The sequence below is a fragment of the Nocardia farcinica genome, assembly GCF_001182745.1.
Classification (GTDB): Bacteria; Actinomycetota; Actinomycetes; order Mycobacteriales; family Mycobacteriaceae; genus Nocardia; species Nocardia farcinica.
Genome location: NZ_LN868939.1, coordinates 947,205 through 964,226, shown reverse-complemented (window position 1 = coordinate 964,226; position 17,022 = coordinate 947,205). Strand labels below are relative to the sequence as shown.

At 69.3% G+C, this 17,022-nt stretch carries 15 protein-coding genes; 7 read left to right on the top strand and 8 right to left on the bottom strand.

Annotation, left to right across the window (positions count from 1 at the left end):
- The first annotated feature begins 36 nt into the window (after nt 1-36).
- The 3 genes from AMO33_RS30580 (at nt 37) to AMO33_RS21430 (ending at nt 1,849) form a co-directional block, all read left to right on the top strand.
- Nucleotides 37-501 (top strand): DNA-directed RNA polymerase subunit beta, encoded by a 465-nt coding sequence (locus tag AMO33_RS30580; protein ID WP_076573780.1) that lies wholly within the window; start codon nt 37-39, stop codon nt 499-501.
- Complete coding sequence (locus AMO33_RS21435; RefSeq protein ID WP_159033823.1) at nt 494-760, top strand: hypothetical protein; 267 nt, start codon at nt 494-496, stop codon at nt 758-760. Before AMO33_RS30580 ends, AMO33_RS21435 begins: the two co-directional genes overlap by 8 nt.
- Before the next feature lie 435 nt (nt 761-1,195).
- Nucleotides 1,196-1,849 (top strand): class I SAM-dependent methyltransferase, encoded by a 654-nt coding sequence (locus tag AMO33_RS21430; protein ID WP_060594026.1) that lies wholly within the window; start codon nt 1,196-1,198, stop codon nt 1,847-1,849.
- Here AMO33_RS21430 and AMO33_RS21425 read toward each other — a convergent pair.
- Nucleotides 1,840-2,442, bottom strand: a complete 603-nt coding sequence (locus AMO33_RS21425) for an alpha/beta hydrolase family protein (RefSeq protein WP_060594025.1) — start codon at nt 2,440-2,442, stop codon at nt 1,840-1,842. The genes AMO33_RS21430 and AMO33_RS21425 overlap by 10 nt on opposite strands.
- A 225-nt stretch (nt 2,443-2,667) precedes the next feature.
- Between AMO33_RS21425 and AMO33_RS21420 the strand changes: the two genes are divergently transcribed.
- Both AMO33_RS21420 and AMO33_RS21415 read left to right on the top strand, forming a co-directional pair.
- A complete protein-coding gene (locus AMO33_RS21420) occupies nt 2,668-4,494 on the top strand; it encodes an acyl-CoA dehydrogenase (RefSeq protein ID WP_060594024.1) in 1,827 nt (608 codons plus the stop codon).
- A 149-nt stretch (nt 4,495-4,643) separates the two neighbouring features.
- On the top strand, nt 4,644-5,729 hold the full coding sequence (locus tag AMO33_RS21415; RefSeq protein WP_011211986.1) for a DUF4185 domain-containing protein: 1,086 nt from the start codon (nt 4,644-4,646) through the stop codon (nt 5,727-5,729).
- Between the two features lie 441 nt (nt 5,730-6,170).
- On the opposite strand, the gene AMO33_RS21410 is transcribed toward AMO33_RS21415, so the two are convergent.
- From AMO33_RS21410 to AMO33_RS21395, 4 genes are all read right to left on the bottom strand, one after another.
- Nucleotides 6,171-6,461, bottom strand: coding sequence for a hypothetical protein (locus tag AMO33_RS21410; RefSeq protein ID WP_060594023.1), 291 nt, complete (start codon nt 6,459-6,461; stop codon nt 6,171-6,173).
- Between the two features lie 90 nt (nt 6,462-6,551).
- Nucleotides 6,552-6,830, bottom strand: coding sequence for a hypothetical protein (locus AMO33_RS21405; RefSeq protein ID WP_060594022.1), 279 nt, complete (start codon nt 6,828-6,830; stop codon nt 6,552-6,554).
- 191 nt (nt 6,831-7,021) lie between these two features.
- On the bottom strand, nt 7,022-7,405 hold the full coding sequence (locus AMO33_RS21400) for a hypothetical protein (RefSeq protein WP_060594021.1): 384 nt from the start codon (nt 7,403-7,405) through the stop codon (nt 7,022-7,024).
- 452 nt (nt 7,406-7,857) lie between these two features.
- Nucleotides 7,858-9,846, bottom strand: a complete 1,989-nt coding sequence (locus tag AMO33_RS21395) for a VanW family protein (protein WP_060594020.1) — start codon at nt 9,844-9,846, stop codon at nt 7,858-7,860.
- A 302-nt stretch (nt 9,847-10,148) separates the two neighbouring features.
- Between AMO33_RS21395 and gnd the strand changes: the two genes are divergently transcribed.
- Complete coding sequence (gene gnd, locus AMO33_RS21390) at nt 10,149-11,177, top strand: phosphogluconate dehydrogenase (NAD(+)-dependent, decarboxylating) (protein WP_060594019.1); 1,029 nt, start codon at nt 10,149-10,151, stop codon at nt 11,175-11,177.
- Nucleotides 11,178-11,222: 45 nt separating this feature from the next.
- Here the strand turns inward: gnd and AMO33_RS21385 are convergent, their stop codons facing one another.
- The 3 genes from AMO33_RS21385 to AMO33_RS21375 all read right to left on the bottom strand — a co-directional run bounded on the left by AMO33_RS21385 (nt 11,223) and on the right by AMO33_RS21375 (nt 15,483).
- Nucleotides 11,223-12,554 carry a lipase family protein gene (locus AMO33_RS21385; protein WP_060594018.1) on the bottom strand — a complete coding sequence of 444 codons (1,332 nt, stop codon included), beginning with the start codon at nt 12,552-12,554 and terminating at the stop codon, nt 11,223-11,225.
- A gap of 1 nt (nt 12,555) precedes the next feature.
- Nucleotides 12,556-13,830 carry a hypothetical protein gene (locus tag AMO33_RS21380; RefSeq protein ID WP_041560489.1) on the bottom strand — a complete coding sequence of 425 codons (1,275 nt, stop codon included), beginning with the start codon at nt 13,828-13,830 and terminating at the stop codon, nt 12,556-12,558.
- Nucleotides 13,831-14,160: 330 nt separating this feature from the next.
- Nucleotides 14,161-15,483: an acetyl-CoA C-acetyltransferase gene (locus AMO33_RS21375; protein WP_060594017.1), complete on the bottom strand. Its 1,323-nt coding sequence runs from the start codon at nt 15,481-15,483 to the stop codon at nt 14,161-14,163.
- A gap of 179 nt (nt 15,484-15,662) precedes the next feature.
- Between AMO33_RS21375 and AMO33_RS21370 the strand changes: the two genes are divergently transcribed.
- Nucleotides 15,663-17,018, top strand: coding sequence for a 3-oxoacyl-ACP reductase (locus AMO33_RS21370; RefSeq protein ID WP_060594016.1), 1,356 nt, complete (start codon nt 15,663-15,665; stop codon nt 17,016-17,018).
- Nucleotides 17,019-17,022: the final 4 nt, after the last annotated feature.

The following is a 17,022-nucleotide window of genomic DNA, read 5'->3' as shown; positions in this document are numbered from 1 at the left end:
TTGCCGGAGCACTCCCATCGACCCGGAGGAGACGTGATGACATCCGTTCTCGGTGACACCTCGACCAGCAGATGCCAGTTCTACCGTCGCGTCTGTGCGCTACCGGCAGTTGTACGCCCCGACAGCGGGCAAATCGTCTTCCGCGCGGGTTCGGTCGGCGCAATAACCATGCCCGCTGTGCTCGGTTCTCAGGTCCGGATACATCTAACGGGCAGAAATCACTCTGCGGGCGGCGTTATTTCGCATCCGCGGTCGAAGCGGTGGACGTTCCTCATCTGCCCCGACGTACCCGACGAGGTATCGCTGTTCTGCGAGCTTTTCCGCTGCAACGTCACCCTCGCCTGTGTAGGTGCCGAAATCGCGTTGCCCGCCCCGCGAGCCGCCGACGACGCCTTCCGGGTCTGGGTGGATGAGCCGACCAATCCCTTCCGACCTTCCGGCATGACGGTCATCGAATCAGTGCGTGCGTGCGCGGCAATGGGGTCGGGGCGGCATGGCTGAGGACACCGAGCACGCGACGCACCACGGACAGCAGTCGGCGCACTGGATCGTGCAGGAGGGAACGGTGCGAGTGCGCGCGATCGTTGATCGGTCGGGTCGAGTGACCGAGCTCGACGGCATTCCGTTGGGCGAGTGCTTCGGTTCGATGGATCGCGGGCTGTGGGAGGCGGTGCTCCGACAGTACGAGCTCCAACGCGACGCCCGATACACGAAGTCGCTCGACGAAACTCGCGCCCGGATCAGGCGTACGCGCCGATGACATGGATGGTGGGCATCGGCATAGGCGTGGCCGTAGCAACCGTCTATCTGGTCGCTATGGCGTGGGCGGTGCGCGAGTGCGGCGGAGCGAGTGGAGCGCCACCTGATCCCGCCGGGGCAAGCCGACAGCGGGCAGAACGGCTCGGCGACCGTGGCGATGGCCGGCACCGTCTGTGGCCACTCCCTGCTGCATCGGGTCTCCGTCCAGCCCCCGCAAGCGAGCACGGGCACGGGCACTCGGCGCAAGGTCTCCACGCGCTCACGCCGGACGCGGGCGCGGTTCAACTCGCCTTCGCCGTGCGGGACCAACTACTACTCGTCGGAAAGAGCACCGCTTCGGACCGGCAGCGCACGACGTTCCAGCACAGGCACCCCGAGTCTCGTCCCGGCCTTCCCGGCGATATGCCGGACCCTATGACGGCAATACACTCGCAGCATGGATGCGGCCGACTGGGACGAGCGGTACGCGCAGAGCGAACTGGTCTGGGGTGCGCCGCCGAACAACACGGTGGTGGAGTACGTCTACGGCCTGCAGCGGCGCACGACGGCGGAGGACGAGGGCCGGTTGCCGCGCGCACTGGATCTCGCGTGCGGTGAGGGGCGCAACGCGCTGTGGCTGGCCACCCACGGCTGGGAGGTGCACGCGGTCGACTTCTCGCAGGTCGGCATCGACAAGGGGCGGACGGTGGCGACCCGGCTGTCGCGCTCGGTGCGGAGCCGGATCACCTGGCAGTGCGCGGACGTCACCGATCTCGACGCGGCGGGCGTCAGCGGCCCGTTCGAGTTGGTGCTGATGGTGTTCCTGCACCTGCCCGAACAGCAGCGGCGCGCGGTCGTGCGGGCGGCGGCCCGGCGGCTGGCGCCCGAGGGCACCCTGCTGGTGCTCGGCCACGACAGCACCAACCTCACCGACGGTCACGGCGGCCCGCAGGACCCCGCGATCCTGTTCACCCCCGACGACATCGCCGCCGACCTGGCCGGCGAACCGGACATCAGGATCAGGATCGCCGACCGCGTCCTGCGCCCGACCGAGGCGGGCGAGGCCATCGACGCGCTGGTGGTGGCGAGTCGCGATCCCGCTCAGTCCTGACCGGACCACCGCCGCAACCACGGCTCCACCGTCGCGACGATGACGTCGAATCCGCCGCGGAACGAATGCGGCTGCCCCGGGATCACCCGCACCTCGGCGGCGTCGGCGGCATCCGGCACCCCGAACGGGTCGTTGGCCCCGTTCACCACGACCACCGCCACCGGCGCGGCCGCCAGCAACTCGTCCCGCCGGGTCTTCTCGGGTTTGCCCGGCGGATGCAGCGGGAACGACAGCGCCAGCACCCCGCGCGCCCCCGCCGCCACGGCGGTCCGGCAGGCCACCCGCGCCCCGTTGCTACGCCCGCCCTGCACCAGGGGTCCCTGCGGATACCGGGCACGCACAGCCGCCACGATCTCCAGCCAGGCCGCGTCCTGCTTGTCCGCGGCTCCCGGCGCCCGCCGGCCGGCCACCCGGTAGGGCTGCCTCGCCCTGGCCACGACACCACCCAGCGCCAGCGCCGAATCCCTAACCGCCAGTAGGTCTTTCGCGTCCACGCCGCCACCTGAGCCGTGCGTGAGCAGCAGCAGGAACCGGGGGTCGGGCGGCACGTCCAGCTCGACCTCGGCCGGACCCGCACTGGTCTCGATGCGCACACCTCACCGTAACCGCAGCGTGCAGGTGATATCCGGGTCCCGGTCAGCGGCCTGTTTTTCACATCACATTGCCGTCCGGGGACTTTTGCGCGGGCATTACCCGGCGGTAATATCGGTTAAAGTTACCCGCGAGTAGCATGCGGAAAGCCGGTTCGCCGGTGGCGACAACGGGCGGGAACGGCACCACACCGACCGCACCAACTCAACGGAGAGTGAGTACAAGACATGGGTCACTACAAGAGCAACGTCCGCGACCTGGAGTTCAACCTCTTCGAGGTCCTGGGTCTGGGCAGCATCCTGGACAGCGGCGCCTACGGCGACCTGGACACCGACACCGTCAAGGAGATGCTCAACGAAGTGCGTCGCCTGGCCGAGGGCCCGCTCGGTGAGTCCTTCGCCGACGCCGACCGCAACCCCCCGGTCTTCGACCCCGAAACTCACTCGGTGACCCTGCCCGAGTCGTTCAAGAAGAGCTACAAGACCCTCGAAGAGGGCGGCTGGGACAAGTTCTCCGTCGATGAGGAGCTCGGCGGCATCAAGTTCCCCCGCACCGCCTACTGGGCCATCGCCGAGCTGATCCTGGGCGCGCAGCCCGCCGCCTTCATGTACGCCGCGGGCGCCGGCTTCGCCAACATCTTCTACAACAACGCCACCGAAGAGCAGAAGAAGTGGGCCAAGATCGCCGTCGAGCAGGGCTGGGGCGCCACCATGGTGCTCACCGAGCCCGATGCCGGCTCCGACGTGGGCGCGGGCCGCACCAAGGCCATCAAGCAGGAGGACGGCTCCTGGCACATCGAGGGCGTCAAGCGGTTCATCACCTCCGCCGACTCCGACGACCTGTTCCCGAACATCATGCACCTGGTGCTGGCGCGCCCCGAGGGCGCCGGGCCGGGCACGAAGGGCCTGTCGCTGTTCTTCGTGCCGAAGTTCCACTTCGATCCGGAGACCGGTGAGCTGGGCGAGCGCAACGGCGTGTTCGTCACCAACGTCGAGCACAAGATGGGCCTGAAGGTCTCGGCCACCTGTGAGGTCACCTTCGGCGGCCACGGCGTCCCCGCCAAGGGCTGGCTGGTGGGCGAGGTGCACAACGGCATCGCGCAGATGTTCGAGGTCATCGAGCACGCCCGCATGATGGTCGGCACCAAGGCCATCGCGACCCTGTCGACCGGCTACCTGAACGCGCTGGACTACGCCAAGAACCGCGTGCAGGGCGCCGACCTGACCCAGATGACCGACAAGGCGGCCCCGCGCGTCACCATCACCCACCACCCCGACGTGCGGCGCAGCCTGGCCATGCAGAAGGCCTACGCCGAGGGCCTGCGCGCGGTGTACCTCTACACCGCCGCCCACCAGGACGTCGATGTGGCCGCGCAGGTCTCCGGCGCCGACGCCGACCTGGCGGCGCGCGTGAACGATCTGCTGCTGCCGATCGTCAAGGGCGTCGGCTCCGAGCGCGCCTACCAGTACCTGACCGAATCGCTGCAGACCTTCGGTGGCTCCGGCTTCCTGCAGGACTACCCGATCGAGCAGTACATCCGCGACGCCAAGATCGACAGCCTCTACGAGGGCACCACCGCGATCCAGGCGCAGGACTTCTTCTTCCGCAAGATCGCCCGCGACCGCGGCGTCGCCCTGGCCCACGTGGCCGGGCAGGTGCAGAAGTTCATCGACGCCGAGTCCGGCAACGGCCGCCTCAAGGCCGAGCGCAAGCTGCTCGCCACCGCCCTCGAGGACGTGCAGGCCATGGCCGCCACCCTCACCGGCCACCTGATGGGCGCCCAGCAGGACCCGAAGGAGCTCTACAAGGTCGGCCTGGGTTCGGTGCGCTTCCTGCTCGCCGTCGGCGACCTGCTCATCGGCTGGCAGCTGCTGCGCCACGCCGAGGTCGCGATCGCCGCCCTGGACAACGGCTCCGACGAGCCCTTCTACCACGGCAAGATCGCCACCGCGCAGTTCTTCGCCCGCAACGTCCTGCCCGAGCTGACCGCCACCCGCGCGATCCTGGCCAACCTGGACAACGACATCATGGAGCTCGACGAAGCCGCGTTCTGAGCGGCTCCGCCCGACATCCGCTGAGAGCGGCCCGGATCTTCCGGGCCGCTCTCGTCGTTTCACCGACACCGGCCCGCCCGCTTCCCTTCCGCGCGGAACCAGGCAGAATATGGCGGGCAGACCGCGCGCCACCCAGAAGGGATCCCCGGATGAAACGATCGCTGTCCGCACTCGCCAGATTCGGCGTGCTCGCCGCCGCCTGCAGCGTCGCGCTGGCGGCCCCCGCCGTCGCCGACCCGAACAACGTCAACCCCATCCCGGTGCTCAACGGCTGGCGCGGCCTGCCCGACCTGCCCGGCCCCACCGAGGCCGTCTTCCAGATGACGGGCATGGACAGCCCCAACCGCACCCAGAACGTCAACGTCCTCGGCACCGACCTCGGCATCATGTGGGACGACGGCGCCGGCCGCATGATCACCGCCTTCGGCGACAGCGCGGGCCTCGGGTTCCCCAACCTGCTCGCGGGCAGCATGTGGGCCTGGACCTCCAACGTGCTGTTCCGCAGCAGCACCAAGGACCCCTCCGACGGCATCTACTTCGACAGCGTCGTCCCCAACCCGCTGCCCAGCCCGAAGATCCCCGGCATCGAGATCAGCCTCATCCCCACCGCGGGCGTCTCCGTCGGCGGTGTGCAGTACATGAGCATGATGTCGGTGCGCGAATGGGGCGACCACGGCAAGTGGCACACCAACTTCGCCACCCTCGCCGCCTCCGGCGACGGCGGCCAGACCTGGGCCCAACTCACCCACACCCGCCGCGCCAACATCGACGGCCACGAACGGTTCCAACAGAACGCTTTTCTGAAGAACGACGGGTTCGTCTACCGCTTCGGCACCCCCGCCGGACGGGACAATCCCGGCTTCATCTCCCGCGTGCGCGAAGCCGACATCGCCAACATCGACGCCTACGAATACTGGGACGGGCGGGAGTGGAAGCTCAACGACCCCAAGGCATCCGCGCCGATCGTGGGCAACGTCGGTGAACTGTCGGTGCAGTGGAACGACCACCTCGGACAGTTCGTCATGCTCACCACCGACCCGGCGAATTCGGTTGTGATGCGGACAGCCTCGGCACCGGAAGGACCGTGGAGCCCGCCACGGGTGTTGGTGGATGCGCGGGACCTGCCGTCCGCTTACGCGCCCATGATCTTCCCCTACCAGACCGGGGACGATCTGTACTTCCTGCTGACCGTGCACAGCCAATACAACGTGCTGCTCATGCGAACACCGTTGTGAGGGGACGTTTCGAATAGATATCCGCCCCGTAGCGGAGATTTCCCCACCCCGGAAAACGTATCCCATGTCACGGATAAGGGAGCGGCCTCACCGCGTCCATGTTATTCCCCCAGAACGGGTGATGGCCGTATACCCAGCCTTTCCAGCTCGCAGGAGAAAACCGAACGTATCCGCGCGTCAGTTCTCGCGCGCCCACAACTCCTCGGCCCGTAGCCCCTCCAAACGCGCCTCCTCCACCGCGGACGAAACCACGCCGGAATGTTCTCCTCCGACCGAGGGAATCCAACGGTCCTTCGCCGACGACCCCGGCAACGACGGTATCCCGATTGTCGACCTTCCGGCAGTCACGCGCCGGCACCCGGCAGGCGTACAGCGCCATTCGCAGGACGTCGAACTCCTCCGGAGTGCGCAGAAACGGCCTTCTCGGCTTCTCCGCGCGGGTTACTTCTCCGGGGGGAGGATGGGCGGGGCGAAGACGTCTTCGAGCGGGGTGGGGCCGGTGTAGCGGCGGCAGTTGCAGCGGACCCATTCGCGCAGGCCGTGGGTGCCGCGGTGCGAGGTTTCGGCGTGGCAGGTGCCGTCGGTGCGGTCGTGCAGGGCCAGGTCGTGGCCGCAGCCGCAGCGGGCTGTCAGCTGCGGGTTGGACCGGGTGCGGCGGCGGGGGACGAACCGGCCGAGGAGCCAGCCGATGCCGACCAGACCGCCACCGACCACAAGGCTCAATGGATCCATGTAGGGAGGATACGGAGCGACGCCGGTGCGGGTCGAGAGGTCGGGGGGACGGCCCGCAGTGCGGGCCGTCCGAAGCCTGGAAGGGCCCGCTCAGGCGGCCGAGCCGGTGCCGATCAGATTGCCGAGCGCGGTCAGCAGGTTCGACGAGCCGGCGCTCCAGCCGTCGAGGTAGGGGTTGGTGTAGCCGGCGGTGGGGAGTGGCTTGACGCCGCCGGAGCCGGTGGTGATGAGGGTGGCCAGGCCGTCGACGAAGTTCGCCGAGCCGGTGGCGGAGCCGGTGCCGACCTCGTCGGCGGCGGCCATGCCGGTGCCGGCGAGCACGAAAGCGGTGGCGGCGACAGCGATTCCGAGCGCGCGCAACTTGCCCATGATTCTTCTCTTTCGACAATCATCGGCGGCACCGTGCCACCGACCGGCATATGCTCGACGCCCGAGATTTGCGTGGGTCGTCCGGTCGGTGAACAGGGTGCGAATGCTGCGTGTCGGTCGGAAAGTCCTGCCGGTTCAGTGATTTACGCGCGCACCGGCGTGGTTTTCCGTTCGGAATTGTCCGGCGGCGGTCAGGGAGCGGGGGTCTCGCCGGGAGCTGCGGACGAACCGGAGGACAGCAGTTCCAGCAGCGCGGGCAGCAGCTGGGCCGAACCGGTGTCGACGGGCGTCTCGTCGGCGACCTCACCGGCAGGCGCCTCGGACGAACCGGAGGACAGCAGCTCCAGCAGGGCGGGCAGCGCCTCCGCCGAGCCCGTGCCGACCGGCGCCTCATCAGCGACCTCACCGGCAGGCGCCTCGGACGAACCGGAGGACAGCAGCTCCAGCAGCGCGGGCAGCGCCTCGGCCGAACCGGTGCCGGTGGCCGGAGTCTCTTCGGCGGTCGCGGCACCGGCGCCGGCGAGCACCAGGCCGGCGGCGGCGACGAGGGCGATGCCGAACGTACGAATCTTCACAGTGAATACCCCTCCGGGACAGGTTATTTCCGTCGATCACGTATGTGATCAATCGAGAGTTTTTCTATCACGGGCGTTTCGACGCGCACACTATTTCGCGCACCGACCGATCCGGCGGTTTTCGCTGATTATTAGCTGTTCGCGCGGTGAAATTCTCGGTTCGAAGACACCCGAGCGACCGGCCTGCGGAGCCGACCGTCGGTGGCTGCGGTACGCCCGAGCTGGGCACAAGCGACGGATTCCCCGGTCGATACGTGTTTCCGAGCAGCGGGTGGCGGCCGCCCGCCCATGAAATCCCCGGCAATTCCCACCATTCGACGGCAACCGTCGCGAAGGCGCCGTGCCCCCAGTATTACCGGCAGGTCAGCAACCGGAAAGCTAGCGTGTGATTTGTTTCACAAAAATGAACTGTAACGTTTCCCTGCCCCCTATTCAGGGGTATCAAGAGCGGTTCACTCGCACTTGACGATCGGGATGGGGTCGTACTTCACCGTGCGGGTGGTCCGGGAGATCTCGCGGCCGGTCTTACGGTCGGTGATCACGCGGGTGTCGCTGACGGTGAAGCCGGGCGCACCCTCGGAGGCGATGCAGTCCTTGCCCTTGGGCAGGGTGATGGTGGTGGGCTCGGTGGGCTTGGTGCGTTCGCCGGTGATGGACTCGACGTTGACGGTCTTGGTGCCCCACAGGCGCACGGTGACCTCCGAGTCGGTGGCGAAAGCTTCGATGTAGACGCCGGATTCGGTGTTGTTGCGGAACTTGAGGTCGATGGCGCCGTCGAAGACGGTGGCTTCGCGGGCGGCGGGGTAGCGGGAGATGTAGTAGCTGTGTTCGGTGTGGCCCGCGTCCTCCAGGCCGGCGAAGTAGGCGGCGTTGTAGAGGGTGGTGGCGAACTGGCTGATGCCGCCGCCGACGGCGGTGCTCGGGCGGCCGTGGTCGATGATGCCGGACTCGACGTACCCTTCGGCCGTGCCGCGCGGGCCGGTGAACTCGTTGAGCGAGAACGTTTCTCCCGGGCGCACCACCGCGCCGTTGACCTTGCGGGCGACGGTGCGGATGTTCACCCCGGACGGTCCGCTGAAACCGCTGGTGGTGAATTCGCCCATGGGCTCGACGATGCCGAGCTTCTCGGCGGCCTCGGTGGTGAGCTTGGGCTCGACCTTCTCGTAGACGGCCTGGGCGGTGCGTTGCTGGGCGACCAACAGCGCGGGCAGCTGTTCGAGGGTCTTGGCCCAGTTGACCTTGTCGCCGACGACGGCGGGCACCACCCGGGGCCTGCCGCCGGTGAGGGCGAAGGTGGCGTCCTTGGGTTCGATCTCGGAGGTGGCCAGCTGCGGGGCGAGCGCGGCGACCGCGGCGTCGTGGTTGTAGTTCGCCGCGAGTCCGCCCTGGCCGTCGGGGGTGAAGGACAGCACGGTCGCGATCTGCTGCGGGGTGAGCACGGCCCTGGCGCCCTTGCCCTCGAACACGACGTCACCGCTCACGGCGGGCAGGGCGATCTCCCGCAGAGCGCGGTCGACGGCCTCGGGCTGGACGGTGAGCGGTGCGGGAACGACCGGGAGGGTGAGCGGGTCGCCCTCGATCCAGTGCTCGATCATCTCGGTGCGAGCGGCGGCGCGGTCCAGGACGCGGCCGGGGACCGGCGGCACGGCGACGGGCTGGGCGCTGTCGAAGCGGATGGTGCCTTCGACGGTGGGCTGGTCGTGCACCTTCAGCGCGTCGAGCTGACGGTCGAGCGCGGCGTCGTCGACGGTGCTGGCCACCGCGACGTGGCGGGTGCCGAACAGGGAGATGAAGCGGGTGACCGGGTTGATGGGCTGACCACCGATGCGGTCCCAGGTGCCCGCCCAGTCGATGCCGAGCCCCGCGGCGGCGGGGACCATCCGGTCCTGCACGTCGCCGATGCGCAGCGGCACCTCCTGGTCGGCGCGGCCGTCGAGGGCGGCACGCAGTCTGGTGTCGGCCTCGTCGATGTCCATGCCGCCGATGTCGACGCCGGCGACCACGACGCCGCGCGGCACCTCACCGGCGCTGAGCGCGGCGTCGGCGGCGTAGGCGATACCCGCGACGGCCAGCACGGCGCCGACGGCGAGTCCCGCGCGCCGGGCGGTGGGCTGCTGCCACCATGGCCCGGGTCGCTCACCGCCGGTGCGTCCGGGCGGTACCGTCGGGCGTCGCGGCGGGGCGCCCGCTCCGGGCGCGGGTGCGCCGGCACGGCCGGTGCCGATGGGCACGGTGGGTGAGGAATCACCGGGCCACTCCGCGCCGTCGGCGCTCTGCCGCGGGACGTCGCTCTGTTGCGGACCGTCGCTCTGCTGGGGGACACGGAACTGGGTGGTGGGCGCCTCGGCCAGCCGGTTCGATTCGAGGAGCTGGCGCAGACCGACCTCGCCGCCCGCTCGGCGGCCCTGACCGTGGCGTCCGGTGCTCGACTCGCTGGTCACGAACCGTCCTTCCGTGCAGATCTCCCTCGCGGGCCCGCCACCTGCGGACCCCCGGCCACGATACCGACCTCTTCGGACATCGTCAGCCCGGCGAAAAGGGGCAGCAAACAGCACGCAACGGGTCGGACGGGGCATCGGTGAGCGCACACGAATAAGGCTCCGCGCAGTTGCCGGGTCGGGGGTCTGGCAACTGCACGGAGCCGATCTGTTTATCGGGGCAGCGCACCGCGCGTTACACATCGCGCGCAGAATCGAGAAGAAGGCCACCGGAGCACCGCTCACCCCGAGGAGAGAGGGATCGAATGCAGCTGGGAATGATCGGCCTGGGCCGGATGGGCGGCAACATCGTCCGCCGGATCGTCCGCGACGGGCACACCGCCGTCGGGTACGAACGCAAGAGCGCCAACATCGAGGAACTGCGGGCCGAGCTGGGCGAACGCTTCCAGGGCACGACCGACCTGCGCGAGTTCGTCGCCGCCCTGGAGACGCCGCGGGTGGTGTGGGTGATGATCCCGGCGGGCGCGACCGGGGCGGTGATCGCCGAGGTGGCCGAGCTGCTGGAGCCGGGCGACATCGTGATCGACGGCGGCAACAGCCGCTACCACGACGACATCCGGCGGGCCGAGGAGCTGAAGCCGAAGGGCATCCACTACGTCGACATCGGCACCTCGGGCGGGGTGTTCGGCCTCGACCGCGGATTCTGCCTGATGATCGGCGGGGAGCCGGAGCCGGTCGCGCATCTCGACCCGCTGCTGAAGTCGATCGCCCCTGGCGTGGACGCGGCGCCGCGCACGCCCGGCCGCACCGGCGAGCCCACCCCCGCCGAACAGGGCTACCTGCACTGCGGACCGGCCGGCGCCGGGCATTTCGTCAAGATGGTGCACAACGGCATCGAATACGGGGCGATGGCGGCCTACGCCGAAGGGCTCAACATTCTCCACAAGGCCGACTACGGTCTGTCGCACTCCGGGGAGTTCTCCGCCGAGGAGACGCCGCTCGAACACCCCGAGCACTACCGCTACCGCATCGATGTGCCGGAAGTCACCGAAGTGTGGCGGCGTGGTTCGGTGGTGGCCTCCTGGCTGCTGGATCTCACGGCGGCGGCGCTGCACGCCGACCCGAACCTGGATTCCTTCGGCGGCCGGGTATCCGATTCCGGCGAGGGTCGGTGGACGCTGGACGCGGCGATCGATACCGGCGTGCCCGCGCCGGTGCTGGCGGCGGCGCTGTTCGGGCGGTTCTCCTCGCGCGGGGAGTCGCTGTACGCCGACAAGGTGCTCTCGGCGATGCGCAAGGCCTTCGGCGGGCACAACGAATTGCCGCGGACATGAGCGAAGGCTCCCCCGGCGTCGCCCGGGGGAGCCTCCGTCACCTCGTCACTCGAACCGGCTGTCGAGCCAGTCGATGGTCTGCATGCCGAACAGGTCCGTGCCCCACTGGTAGAGGTTGGTCAGCATGGTGACCATGCTGCAGTCGGTGGGCGCGTAGGTGACGTCGGCGCCCGCCGCCCGGTAGGTGTCGGCGAGCTCGCGGGCGTCGCGGGCGGGCACCAGCGACATGAACGAATCGTCGGCCGCGCACGAGGCGATGAGCACCGGCGCGCCCGGGGTGCCCGACCGGCCGAGCACGTTGTCCTCGAACACGTGCTGGAAGGCGGGCTCGTCGGCCGGGTGCACACCCGAGGTGAACAGGGTGTTCAGCGGGAGGAACGGCAGCGTGAAGTAGGCGGGGGTCTGGCACTGGGTGCGGTAGTAGTCGGCGACGGCCTTGCCCGCCGGGTTCAGTTTCGCGTCCAGCTCCATCTCCGGGTACCACGGCTCGAGGCCGAGCAGGGTGGCGAAGGCGAAGCCGGAGCCGACCGAGCCGTCGGCGACGCGCATGAAGTTGCGCGGGTTGACGACCATGCCCTCGAGCACGGTGGACTTCACGTCGAGGTCCGGGGCGTAGGTCGGCTGGAGTTCGGCGGCGAAGGCGGCGCCGACGCCGCCGCCCGCGATGCCGAACAGCGCCACCTGCGCGTCGGGATTCAGCCCGCCCTCGGTGAAGTTCAGCGCGGCGCGGGCGCCGTCGAGCTGGGCGCGCGCGGCGAACTTGCCCGCGAACACACCGTGCGGATCCCGGTCGGCGTCGTTGCCGACATCGGAGATCATCACCGCGTGGCCCTTGCCGAACATCAGCGCCAGCGGGCCGAGGGCCGACCAGGACGCGCCGTCCATGGGCGCCCCGCCGGTCCACTGGGTGCTCGGATGACAGGACGGACCGACGCTGTCGTTGGCCTCCTGGTAGGAGATCAGGTGCTTCTCACCGACCGGCTGCCCGTCCACCGGGATCATCAGGATGCCGGTGCTGATGATCGGCGTGACCCCGTCCAGCCCGGTGGTGACGTACATGAGCTTGTAGGCGTCGAGGTTCGCCGGCTTCACACCGGTGAACAGCACGTCGACCTTCTTCGACTTCAGCACCGTGCCCGGCTGCTCGGCGCCGGTGAGCGGCGGTTCTTCGTAGAAGGGGTCGTCGGCCCGCAGACCACGGAGAATCTCGTCGGGGGAGGCGGCGGTGGCGCCTTGCAGCGCGCCGACGACGTAGCCGTTGAACACCTCGTTCAGGCCCGGCGTGCGCGGCGGCAGCGGTTCCGCCACGGCGGCGCCCGCAGCCGACATCGTCAGTGCCGCGCCCGCGAGCGCGGCCGTGATCGTCTTCCAACCCATGTCAGCGCACCGCCATTTCCGTCTCCGCGGGAGTGATTCGCAGGCCCCTGGCCGCCGATTCGAGCAGCTGCGGAATGGTCAGCAGCGGCCGATGCGTTTCCATCTGCACCTCGTAGGGTGTCCGCATCACGGCTTCCAGCGCGGGCCAGTTGTTCGCCACCTGATCCTTGTACTTGGGCAGCAGTTCGGTGGTGATGTAATCCCACCGGTCGTCCAGCACCGACCAATTCCACCCCGGCAGTGGCAGCGTGAGAATCATGGCGCGGCCGTCGGTTCCGGTGAAGGGGATCTGCACCGGGCGGAATTCGCGTGGCGGCAGCACACCGGCGACCGACGGGGAGCCCGCGGCGCCGCTCACATAGGTGATGGCTTCGCCCACGCTGCCCTTGTATTCGCGGACGTGATCCCATTGCGCGCCGATCGCCCATTCCTGCTCGCGGCGCAGCAGCGTGGCATTGCCCGCCGCGATGCGGTCGTGGTCACCCGAGGCGATGTCGCGCCACGCGGTCAGCACCGACGCGTCGATCAGCCCCGCGCGCTGGAATTCCTCGATGGCCGGCAGTCCTTCGCGCACATACGCGGTGTGCAGCGGCATGAGATCCGAGAAGATGTTCTTCTGCATCACCAGGATCATTCCGATGATGTAGCGGATGTCCTCGGGGGTGATCTGCGAACCCGCCTCGGCCAGCGCGGCCAGTCCGCGGGGCAGCATCGTCACCGCGGCCGGGCCCGCGGCCTGCTGCACGGCCGCGACCACCGAGCGCGCCGATTCGGACAGGCCAGGCAGCGAATACATGGTGCCCATCAGCTCGAAATCGAGCAGTCCGCCGCCGAAGTCGGCGCCGACCTGCCCGGCCATTCCGGCCCATTGCAGTTCGCGGTGCTCGAGTTGCAGGTCTTCGTAATAGCGGTAGGACTTGATGAGGTTCTCGCGGTTGGCCTGCACACCGGCCCGCGGATCCCAGGAACTCAGGTCGATGCCCGCGCGGTCGGTCGCCGCCACCAGCCAGTACTGGAACAGCAGCGCGGCATACCGGGTGGGCGCGACGCCCTGCGCGCGAGCCCGGTCCAGCAGCTCGCGCAGCTGCGCTGCGTCGTAGGGCAGGTCCGGGTGCACGCCACCGGGACCGGCCGCGGCGTCCCGGTTGACCAGGGGGAGATCGAGATAGCGATCCAGTTCGCTCGTCGCGCCCGCCGGGCCGGTGGCCGCGAGCGCGAAGCCGATGGCCGCCGCCAGCGCGACGGCGGCGGCGCGCAGGGTGACACCGATTCGCATCAGATTTTCAGCCTTCCTGTCCCACCTCACCGCGCTCCGGGTGCGAACAGCACGCGAACCCCTCCACGCGGCAGGGTTACGAGCACGTAAACACAGAGATCATTTCCAGGCAAGCCCTTGCGGCGGCGGACGACCGGTTCTGCCGTTTCGCGACCGCAGCGATTTGCCAGGTCATTGCTCCGATCCGCTACTTTCCCGCGGAAGAAAATCTGAGAAGGTTGCCGCGCACCGATGATAAAGCTCACAAGGCCGCATCGCGCTGCATCGCGACGAAAAGAAAGGCGGCACCAGGATGGTTCCCGGTGCCGCCTGTGCGCATTCGCCGAGCGATTACCGCTCGAGGATCGCGACCACGCCCTGGCCGCCGGCCGCGCAGATGGAGATCAGCGCGCGCCCGCCGCCGTTCTCCGCGAGCTGCTTGGCGGTGGCCGCGACGATGCGGCCGCCGGTGGCCGCGAACGGGTGGCCCGCGGCCAGCGAGGAACCGTTGACGTTGAGCTTGCTGCGGTCGATCGAGCCGAGCGCGCCGTCCAGGCCCAGCCGCTCCTTGCAGTACTGGTCGGACTCCCAGGCCTGCAGCGTCGCGAGCACGACCGAGGCGAACGCCTCGTGGATCTCGTAGTAGTCGAAGTCCTGCAGGGTCAGGCCGTTGCGGGCGAGCAGGCGCGGCACCGCGTAGGTGGGGGCCATCAGCAGGCCGTCCGGTCCGTGCACGTAGTCGACCGCGGCGACCTCGCTGTCGACCAGGCGGGCCAGCACCGGCAGGTTGCGTTCGGCGGCCCACTCCTCGCTGGAGAGCAGCACCGCGGAGGCGCCGTCGGTGAGCGGGGTGGAGTTGCCCGCGGTCATGGTCGCGTCACCGGCCTGCACGCCGAAGACCGGCTTCAGCTTGGCCAGCTTCTCGAGCGAGGAGTCCGGGCGCAGGTTGTCGTCGCGGGTCAGACCGAGGAAGGGGGTGATCAGGTCGTCGAAGAAGCCGCGGTCGTAGGCGGCGGCCATGTTCTTGTGGGAGAGGTAGGCCAGCTCGTCCTGCGCCTCGCGGCTGATGCCGAACTCCTTGGCGGTGATGGCGGCGTGCTCGCCCATCGACAGGCCGGTGCGCGGTTCGGCGTTGCGCGGGATCTCGATGCCGAGCATGCCCGGGCGCAGCTGACCGACCAGCTTGAGCCGGTCCTTGTTGGTCTTGGCGCGGTTGGCCTGCAGCATCCACTCGCGCATCGACTCGCTGACGCCGATCGGCGCGTCCGAGGTGGTGTCGGTGCCGCCGCCGATGCCCGCCTCGATCCGGCCGAGCGCGATGGCGTCGCCGACGGTGACGATCGACTGCAGGCCGGTGCCACACGCCAGCTGCAGGTCGTGGGCCGGGGTGTAGGGCGAGAGCTTGCTGCCGAGCACGCTCTCGCGGATCATGCCGTGCTCGCCGACGCGCTTGAGCACGGCGCCGCCGACGACCATGCCCAGCCGTTCGCCCTGCAGGTTGAACCGGCTCACCAGGCCGTCCAGCGCCGCGGTGAACATGTCCTGGTTGCTGGCCTTCGCGTACGCCCGGTCGGAGCGAGCGAACGGAATGCGGTTGCCGCCAACGATGGCGACCGGGCGCGCGGTCTTGGCAGTGCTTGCCGTGCTCTTGGCGCTACGGGCTTTGCTGGTCACTCGAGTCTCCAAGGGTCTCGTCGCTGCGGTTTACATTAAACTTACTCTGGAGTAAGTTTGTTGTCGACACCGCACCCCGCGAATGTGGTTCGGAACGCACGCGCCCGCTGTGCTGCCGTACCCGGCGCAGGCGGGGCGAACACAGACACCCGGAAAACGAGAGAGAAAAGGTAGGAACTGTGGCAGCCAAGAGCAAGGGTGCACCCAACCTCTACGGATCGTTCGTCCACTCCGCCCCGGGCCAGTTCCTGGCGAGCAAGCTGGGCCTGCCCCAGCCGGAGACGCTGCGCCGCTACACCCCCGGCGAGCCCGCCCTGCCCGGCCCGGTGCTGCTCGGCGGCAAGGGCCGCGTCGCCGAGCCGGTGCGCGCGCTGCTGTCGGACTACACCTTCGCCGACTCGCTGACCCAGGGCACCAAGTACGGCGCGCTGGTCTTCGACGCGACCGGCATCGGCTCGATCGAGGATCTCGCCCAGCTCTACGAGTTCTTCCAGCCCGCCATGCGCAGCATCGCGGCCTCGGGCCGGCTCGTCGTCATCGGCACCACGCCCGAGCTGGCCGCGAGCGTCGAGGAGCAGATCGCCCAGCGCGCGCTCGAGGGCTTCACCCGCTCGGTGGGCAAGGAGCTGCTGCGCGGTGCCACCGCCCAGCTGGTCTACCTGCACCCGGACGCCTCGCCCTCGGCCACCGGCCTGGAGTCGACGCTGCGCTTCCTGCTCTCGGCCAAGTCGGCGTTCGTCGACGGCCAGGTCATCCGGGTCGGCAAGGACGACTCCGCGGCCCCGGCCGCCTGGGCGCGCCCGCTCGAGGGCAAGGTCGCCGTGGTCACCGGCGCGGCCCGCGGCATCGGCGCGACCATCGCCGAGGTGTTCGCCCGGGACGGCGCGAAGGTGATCGTGGCCGACATCCCGGCCGCGGGCGACGCGCTGTCGGAGACCGCCAACAAGGTCGGCGGCACCGCGCTCGCGCTGGACGTCACCGCGCCCGACGCGGCCGAGAAGCTGGCCGAGTTCGTCACCGAACGCTTCGGCGGCCTCGACATCATCGTGCACAACGCAGGCATCACCCGCGACAAGCTGCTCGCCAACATGGACGACGCGCGCTGGAACGCCGTCATCAACGTCAATCTCGCGGCCCCGCACCGCATCACCGAGGCGCTGGTGGCCAAGGGCGTGCTGAAGGAGGGCGGCCGGGTGATCGACGTGTCCTCCATCGCGGGCATCGCGGGCAACCGCGGCCAGACCAACTACGGCGCCTCCAAGGCCGGTGTCATCGGCATGGTGCAGGCCGAGGCGCCGAAGCTGGCCGAGAAGGGCATCACCATCAACGCCGTCGCGCCCGGCTTCATCGAGACCGCGATGACGGCCGCGATCCCGCTGGCCACCCGCGAGGCGGGCCGGTTGATGAGTTCGCTGCTGCAGGGCGGTCAGACCGTCGACGTCGCCGAGGCCATCGCCTACTTCGCCAGCCCCGCTTCCAACGCCGTCAACGGCAATGTGCTGCGCGTGTGCGGCCAGGCCATGCTCGGGGCGTGAGGCG

Excerpts from the sequence above, each read along its gene's own strand:
- AMO33_RS21380 (WP_041560489.1), bottom strand. The coding sequence starts at position 13,830 with ATGCGAATCGGTGTCACCCTGCGCGCCGCCGCCGTCGCGCTGGCGGCG.
- AMO33_RS21410 (WP_060594023.1), bottom strand. The coding sequence starts at position 6,461 with ATGGATCCATTGAGCCTTGTGGTCGGTGGCGGTCTGGTCGGCATCGGC.
- gnd (WP_060594019.1), top strand. The coding sequence starts at position 10,149 with ATGCAGCTGGGAATGATCGGCCTGGGCCGGATGGGCGGCAACATCGTC.
- AMO33_RS21420 (WP_060594024.1), top strand. The coding sequence starts at position 2,668 with ATGGGTCACTACAAGAGCAACGTCCGCGACCTGGAGTTCAACCTCTTC.
- AMO33_RS30580 (WP_076573780.1), top strand. The coding sequence starts at position 37 with ATGACATCCGTTCTCGGTGACACCTCGACCAGCAGATGCCAGTTCTAC.
- AMO33_RS21385 (WP_060594018.1), bottom strand. The coding sequence starts at position 12,554 with ATGGGTTGGAAGACGATCACGGCCGCGCTCGCGGGCGCGGCACTGACG.
- AMO33_RS21415 (WP_011211986.1), top strand. The coding sequence starts at position 4,644 with ATGAAACGATCGCTGTCCGCACTCGCCAGATTCGGCGTGCTCGCCGCC.
- AMO33_RS21435 (WP_159033823.1), top strand. The coding sequence starts at position 494 with ATGGCTGAGGACACCGAGCACGCGACGCACCACGGACAGCAGTCGGCG.
- AMO33_RS21430 (WP_060594026.1), top strand. The coding sequence starts at position 1,196 with ATGGATGCGGCCGACTGGGACGAGCGGTACGCGCAGAGCGAACTGGTC.
- AMO33_RS21405 (WP_060594022.1), bottom strand. The coding sequence starts at position 6,830 with ATGGGCAAGTTGCGCGCGCTCGGAATCGCTGTCGCCGCCACCGCTTTC.